General features: G+C 46.4%; 8 protein-coding genes. 3 read left to right on the top strand and 5 right to left on the bottom strand.

Features of this window, described 5'->3' with window-relative positions; genetic code table 11:
- The first annotated feature begins 370 nt into the window (after positions 1 to 370).
- The 3 genes from AC1RNB_RS16545 to AC1RNB_RS16535 all read left to right on the top strand — a co-directional run bounded on the left by AC1RNB_RS16545 (position 371) and on the right by AC1RNB_RS16535 (position 2,579).
- Complete coding sequence (locus AC1RNB_RS16545; RefSeq protein WP_493084627.1) at positions 371 to 943, top strand: hypothetical protein; 573 nt, start codon at positions 371 to 373, stop codon at positions 941 to 943.
- Positions 944 to 1,043: 100 nt separating this feature from the next.
- Entirely contained in the window at positions 1,044 to 1,637 is a 594-nt protein-coding gene (locus AC1RNB_RS16540) for a TrmH family RNA methyltransferase (RefSeq protein WP_493084625.1), read from the top strand.
- Positions 1,638 to 2,099: 462 nt separating this feature from the next.
- Positions 2,100 to 2,579 carry a TlpA disulfide reductase family protein gene (locus tag AC1RNB_RS16535; protein ID WP_493084623.1) on the top strand — a complete coding sequence of 160 codons (480 nt, stop codon included), beginning with the start codon at positions 2,100 to 2,102 and terminating at the stop codon, positions 2,577 to 2,579.
- A gap of 188 nt (positions 2,580 to 2,767) precedes the next feature.
- On the opposite strand, the gene AC1RNB_RS16530 is transcribed toward AC1RNB_RS16535, so the two are convergent.
- From AC1RNB_RS16530 to AC1RNB_RS16510, 5 genes are all read right to left on the bottom strand, one after another.
- On the bottom strand, positions 2,768 to 2,965 hold the full coding sequence (locus tag AC1RNB_RS16530; RefSeq protein ID WP_493084621.1) for a hypothetical protein: 198 nt from the start codon (positions 2,963 to 2,965) through the stop codon (positions 2,768 to 2,770).
- A 167-nt stretch (positions 2,966 to 3,132) separates the two neighbouring features.
- The gene (locus AC1RNB_RS16525) at positions 3,133 to 4,107 is read right to left on the bottom strand and encodes a YihY/virulence factor BrkB family protein (protein WP_493084619.1); all 975 of its coding nucleotides are present in this window, start codon (positions 4,105 to 4,107) and stop codon (positions 3,133 to 3,135) included.
- A complete protein-coding gene (mltG, locus tag AC1RNB_RS16520; RefSeq protein WP_493084617.1) occupies positions 4,104 to 5,150 on the bottom strand; it encodes an endolytic transglycosylase MltG in 1,047 nt (348 codons plus the stop codon). The genes AC1RNB_RS16525 and mltG overlap by 4 nt, the downstream gene beginning before the upstream one ends.
- A gap of 65 nt (positions 5,151 to 5,215) precedes the next feature.
- A complete protein-coding gene (secG, locus tag AC1RNB_RS16515; RefSeq protein WP_493084616.1) occupies positions 5,216 to 5,563 on the bottom strand; it encodes a preprotein translocase subunit SecG in 348 nt (115 codons plus the stop codon).
- Between the two features lies 1 nt (position 5,564).
- Positions 5,565 to 6,431, bottom strand: coding sequence for a hypothetical protein (locus AC1RNB_RS16510; protein WP_493084614.1), 867 nt, complete (start codon positions 6,429 to 6,431; stop codon positions 5,565 to 5,567).
- Between the last annotated feature and the right edge of the window lie 16 nt (positions 6,432 to 6,447).

Below are 6,447 nucleotides of genomic sequence, written 5' to 3'. Positions count from 1 at the left end.
AACTGCCGAAGCAGTTATAGAGCTATCTGCAATACGACAAATGCTCAACAGTTTATGGTAAATTTTAAACAGCTTCTTAGGCGGACGGGCCTCATTGGGGTCGGTGTCGAGCGAAGCGAAGACAGATCAGATCATGCGAAGCAGATCTGAGCAGAGGCCAATGCAGTCCCGCCATCGGCGGGATAACAGGGACGAGGCCCAGCGGCCGTGAGCGGCAAGAAATCCCGAATAGCAGGGTGATCTTTACTACAAACGTTATAGCATACTCACCGGTACTCAGCTCCTCTTTACCTTACCTTAACAGAATCCTAACAGTCTGTTTCATCTTTGGCATTGCCTTTGGCTTAGTAAGGGTATAAAACTTTGTACCATGAAAAAGTTACTACTTACAGCTATGATGGTTGGTGCTTTTCTTGCCACACAGGAAACCAACGCACAGGTTCGCGTAAACCTGAATGTGAATATCGGTAACAGGCCGGCCTGGGGTATACCGGGTGCTTATGCCGGTGATTACTATTACTTACCTGAGATCGACACCTATTATGATATTCCCCGCAGGCAGTTTATTTATTTTGATGCCGGTAACTGGGTATTTGCAGCAGAACTGCCTTACAGTTATCGCGGCTACGATCTGTACCGTGGGTATAAGGTAGTGATCAACGAACCCCGTCCTTACCTCCGTTACGATGTGTACAGAGCACGTTACAGCCAGTATTACAATACCTACCGCAGACCCGGGGTAGTGGTGCAGCGTCCGGTATATCCTCCCGATCGTTACGAGATAGACCGCTACCATAGTGGTAGCCGTGACTACCGTGGCAGGGACGATGACCGCCGGAGAGATTACTACCGCGACGATCGTAATGACCGAGATGACCGTGGACGAGGCAATGGCCGCGACCGCGACAGGGATCATGACCGTGGTAGAAGAGGCAGGGGATAATACCATACCAACTATAGTAAAAAGCATGAAACAGCCGTTTCATGCTTTTTTTGTTTTACTCGCTGCTGTTGTCGAATTTCGTTACTTTATCAATTGATGTATGAGTCCGGAGCGAAAAGCGAAATTACTGGAAGTACTCAGCAAAAGGCAGGGCGACCTTGCCGTTGTGATGGAGAATGTAGACGACCCGCATAATATTTCTGCCGTGATGCGAACCTGCGATGCGGTGGGCATACAGGATATCTATGTACTTACTACCAAGATCCATCCCCACAAAAAATTCGGGATCAAAAGCAGCAGTAGTGCCGAAAAATGGTTAACCATTCACCAGTACACCGATGCGCAAGCTTGTTTTGCAGACTTAAGAAAGCGGTATACACAAATCCTGACCACCCATCTTTCAACCGATGCAGTAGGTTTGTATGAAATTGATTTTACCCAGCCCACGGCGCTGGTATTCGGCAATGAACATGACGGTGTAAGCGAGGAATTCAGGGCCATGGCAGATGGCAATTTTGTGATTCCACAGATGGGGATCATACAAAGTCTGAACATTTCTGTGGCCTGTGCTGTAAGTATTTATGAAGCTTTTCGTCAGAAGACCGTGGCCGGTCATTATCTCAGGTCAACCTTATCTGCTGAAAGGCAGGAGGCGATCAAAAAAAACTGGGGATTTCTCAAAACCGATCTGTAGCCCTTGTTGGTAGCTGAGCACAAGTGTTCAGAAGATGTTGCGTAATTTTTATCAAAGCGAGTTACTCGGGACTAAAGTCCCTGATAAAGATTCTAAGAGAATGTCTCACCCGCTCTGAAGAGCGGGGCAAAAGGGAAAAATTGCCACGCTCTTCGGAACGTGAATACAAAGAATAGGTATATTTCTTATTGGGGCTTTAGCCCCGAGTAGTGAAATTTATGATAGCCCTTGTTGGTTGCTGAACAGATGTTCAGAAGATGTTGCGAAATTTTTATCAAAGCGAGTTACTCGGGACTAAAGTCCCTGATAGAGATTCTAAGAGAATGTCTCATCCGCTCTGAAGAGCGGGCAAAAGGGAAAAATTGCCACGCTCTTCAGAGCGTGGATACAAAGAATAGGTATATTTCTTATTGGGGCTTTAGCCCCGAGTAGTGATCTCTTACAACCAATCTATAAAATTGTATGCGGAAATTATTTGTAGTCATATTGCTGTTTTCTTTTGTACAGGTTACAAAAGCACAATCCATCAAAAAGATCAAGATGGATGGTTTGCTGAAGATGATCGATACCTGTTCGGTGCCGCTGGTGGTTAATTTCTGGGCCAGCTGGTGCGGGCCCTGCATCCGGGAAATTCCCTGGTTCGAGAAACAGGTGGCGGCATTTGCCCAGCAGAAAGTGAAACTGGTACTCGTAAGTCTTGATTATCCTGATGAATACCCGAAAGGGATCGCCGCATTTGCCAAAAAGAATGGCTTCCGCTCAGAGATCATTTGGCTGAATGAGGCGGATGCAGATGCCTTTTGCCCCAGAATAGATACCGCCTGGAAAGGAACCATTCCGGTTACCCTTATGGTGAATAATAAAAAGCGCTACCGGCAGTTTTTTAACCAGCAATTACCCGAGCCTCGCCTGTTGTTGGAGTTACAGCAGTTGGTGCAATGAGGTGAGTTGTCAGTAGTGAGTAGTGAGTTATTAGCTGATGTTGGTCGCCTGACCAACATCCACACACTTATCCATCAGGCAGAAATCCCCTGATTAAATTACATCAATCAGGTTGTCTCGTATTTATACAAAGGAGTACTGGTTGGTCAGCGACCAACAACGGCAATAGCAACCTGTACAATACGGAATCAGTTTTCTTCCTCTTCCTGCAGTTTTCTTTGCTGCTCCCGGTAAAGGCTGACGGATAAGCCAAGAGCGATCAGGCTGGCAAGGGATAGTACGGTGCCCCAGGTGCTGCCATAATAGATTCCATCGGCCAGGGCATAGGTAATCAGGAACAGGATGCCCAGAATGATCAGCGTACGCAAAACGGCATTATTGATCATATAGCAAGGTTTTGGTTACCTATAGGATGCAAAATTCGTGAGATTCCATAAATGGGGGGCAATCGTGAGTCGTGAGTAGTGAGTAGTAAGTAGTGAGTAGTAAGTAGTGAGTAGTAAGTAGTAAGTAGTAAGTAGTAAGTAGTAAGTAGGATACTTATATTCACTACTCACTTTCCCGCCAACTCCTTCTCCATCCGCTCTTTCTCTTTCCTCTCTTCCACTTCTTTGGTCAGATAGGTAATGCTCACATTCAGCTCAAACCCGATCAGGAGGATCAGGGAGTTGATATAGATCAGGATCATGATAATGAGCACTGTGCCGATTGAGCCGTAGATCTTGTTATAACTCGCAAAATTATTGACCCAGTAAGAGAATAAGAGGGTAGTGGCCATGGTTAATCCCGTGGCGAGCAAAGAGCCGGGCGATACGAGCGACCAGCGTTTTTTGATATTGGGGGCAAACTTGTAAATAAAGGCAATGCCGTAAAACAATAATCCGGTAATGATACCCCAGCGTAATCCGTTCCACCAGGAGAGGCGTTCGGCTCTGCGCATGCTGAAGAAATTTTTCAATACATACGTGAGTTGTTGTTTGCCGAGGAACAAAGCAAAGGCAGAGATCAGTATCAGCACAATCAATATCACCGTTAATCGGATGGCGCGCCAGCGTTGGTGCAGAAAGATCTTTTTGTTCTCCTGTATCGATTTATCAAATGTGCGGATGATACCGATCATCGCATTGGAAGAATAAAAAATGAGTAACAGAAAACCAAAAGAGAAAATACCGATATGGTGGTTATCGAGCAGGTCGTTCAGAATGTTCTCAATGAAAACGTAGGTGCTGGAATTCGGTGTAATATCTTTAAACAGGCTCAGGATCTCCCGCTTAAAACTTTCCGGTTTGGGAAACAAGGGGATAAGGGAAAACAGAAACAAAATAGCCGCAGGCAATGCCATGATCAGGTTAAAGGAAATGGCGGCGGCGCGTTCGTCCAGTCCTACGCGTTTTACCTGTTTTAGAAAAAAGTTCACCACATCATATACCGGTATACCCCTGAAACCGGGTATCACCCATGTTTTACTTTTCTTCAGCAGAAAAGCAATGGGTGGCCAGCGTAGTATGATGCGTTCGAGTCTGGTCAAGGTTTCTTGCTTTCTTTTTCCTGTTTGCGGGCCATATAAGCATCCAGTGCTTTCTGGTATTGTTTGGCAAAACTGTCATGCTCTGCATAACTGCTGCTGAAATGGTGGTACCCGCTGAAATCGCTTTTGGCTACAAAGTAGAGATAGTTCGATGTGGGTGCATTCAGCACAATATCGATGGTCTTGGGCGAGGGGGTGCAGATGGGGCCGGGCGGTAAGCCTTTTACCCGGTAGGTATTGTAGGGTGATGGATTGAACAGGTATTTCTCATAAATACGCGTAATGGTAAAATCCTTCATCGCGTATTTGATGGTAGGACAGGCCTGCAATGGCATCTGTTTCTGCAAACGGTTAATATACACACTGGCGATCTTGTATTTATCGGTTTCATAGTTGGTTTCTTCTTCCACAATGGAAGCCAGTATGTATACCTGCTCTGGTGTGAATTTCATTTTCTCCGCTTTAGCCATCCGTTCATTTTTCAGCCAGAAAGAACGCTGTGCATCTGTCAGTTTGCTGAAAATACGGGTGAGGGAAGTATTCCAGTAAAAACTGTAAGTGTCGGGTATGATCAGGGTAAACACCATGCTGGTATCAACCCCAAAAGGTTTCAGCGAATCTTTGCTGTTCAGGAACCGCATCACCGACACAGAATCCGGCGCAAAGTTCTTGCTGATCAGTTTGGCCAGGTCTTCTTTGGTACGCAGTTTATTGATCACCAGTTTGATCTCCGCCAAACGTCCATTTCGTAGCATACGCACCATTTTCCAGTTACTCATTCCTTTTTTTACCTCGTATTTACCGGGCCTGATCTTATCCCATACACCCAGCTGCGATGCCAGCAGGGCAAAAGTAGCGGGGTGGGCAATGATCTCATTCTCTTCCAGCACCTGCAACACAGAAGCCTGATCCGTTTTGCCTTCGGCGATGATGAAGTAGCGGGTTTTCTCAGAGAATCCGGTTCCGGCCCCCAGCACCAGCCAGGCAGCAATGGCACCAACGATGAGCAGAACCAGTAACAGGGTGGAGAGCACTCTTGACATGTGTTCAAATTAAATAAAAAACCCTGTCTGGAATACAGACAGGGCAGTAAAATATTTGTGACGGATTATTTCTTTACGGTATCTGTAGCAGTAGTGGTATTGGCCGGAACGGCTGCAGGAGCTGGTGCAGGTGCAGTTTGGTTGGTATTTACTTTCTGCAGGATCGAATTATCGGAAGCTTCTGCACCACCTTTCAGGAACAGGGTAGAGAAGATGGCCAGTACGGCAATGATGCCTGAGAATAACCAGGTACCTTTTTCCAGTACATCGGTGGTTTGTTTCACACCCATCAGCTGGTTGCTGAAACCGCCTACATTGCCGGATAAACCACCGCCCTTCGGATTTTGTACCAATACAATAAAACCCAGCGCTACAGCAGCAATCACAATCAGGATCAAAAACACAATAATCATATTATATACCTTTTAGTTGTTCTATTTTGGCAGCAAAATAACTGGATTTTTCAGGATTTATGAAACTTAATTTAATATAGAGCTGGATGGCTTTCTCTACCTGTCCCTGTTTCTCCAGTACATCGGCCATGGTTTCGGTCAGGATCTCCCGGGTTTCATTGGAGTTTTTGGCCGTTTCGGCCACCGCTTTCTCCATTTCCAGGCTGGTTCCCAGATCCTGCGAATGGGTGGCCTGGGTATTTTTCACCTGTTTCAGCCAGTCTGTAAACTTGCGCAGATGGGCCGTCAGTTTATCCTGCGGTATGGTGGAGAGGTCTATTTTGATGCCCTGTGAGGCAAAATAATCGATGGTATGCAGTTTCCGCTTCTCTGTTTCAATGTCCAGGGTGGCATCGGCTTCTACCGGTTTTTTGAAATCGGCCAGCTGGCTGGAGAGGATCCCGGCAATTTTACTGTCAGCATCAACCGTTTCCGTAACCGCATCTTCTTCCTCGATATATTCATCCGGCTCGGGCTCCTGTTCCTGCTCCAGCAAATCCGTTGTTTCCTGTTGCTTGATCTTCTCCATCATTTCCTTCACCGATTCTACAGAGGGGATCTGCAGCAGGGGTGCAGATGCAGACACTTTTTGGGCAACAGGTGTAACCTCACCCAACTGCAACGATAACCATAGCGGATTGGTAAAGTACAGGTTAGCGGTTTGTGCAGTAGCTGTTCGGTGTTCTGTATCGGTAACTGCCTGGAAAAAACGTGCCGGTGCAAAATAAGGTGCTTCTGCTGCCAACTGTTGCCATAACGCAGGATCTACCTGGGCAAGCGATAATTTGCCGGTGAGGTGGAAGAGTACTTTTTCCTGGAGATGGGTCATTTATTAATGAGTGAAT

The sequence above is a fragment of the Sediminibacterium sp. GW821-FHT12F12 genome (assembly GCF_058806635.1).
Note: the sequence above shows the minus strand (reverse complement) of the source record. Positions and strands in the feature narration are given on the sequence as shown.

Excerpts from the sequence above, each read along its gene's own strand:
- AC1RNB_RS16545 (WP_493084627.1), top strand. The coding sequence starts at position 371 with ATGAAAAAGTTACTACTTACAGCTATGATGGTTGGTGCTTTTCTTGCC.
- AC1RNB_RS16540 (WP_493084625.1), top strand. The coding sequence starts at position 1,044 with ATGAGTCCGGAGCGAAAAGCGAAATTACTGGAAGTACTCAGCAAAAGG.
- AC1RNB_RS16535 (WP_493084623.1), top strand. The coding sequence starts at position 2,100 with ATGCGGAAATTATTTGTAGTCATATTGCTGTTTTCTTTTGTACAGGTT.
- AC1RNB_RS16530 (WP_493084621.1), bottom strand. The coding sequence starts at position 2,965 with ATGATCAATAATGCCGTTTTGCGTACGCTGATCATTCTGGGCATCCTG.
- mltG (WP_493084617.1), bottom strand. The coding sequence starts at position 5,150 with ATGTCAAGAGTGCTCTCCACCCTGTTACTGGTTCTGCTCATCGTTGGT.
- secG (WP_493084616.1), bottom strand. The coding sequence starts at position 5,563 with ATGATTATTGTGTTTTTGATCCTGATTGTGATTGCTGCTGTAGCGCTG.
- AC1RNB_RS16510 (WP_493084614.1), bottom strand. The coding sequence starts at position 6,431 with ATGACCCATCTCCAGGAAAAAGTACTCTTCCACCTCACCGGCAAATTA.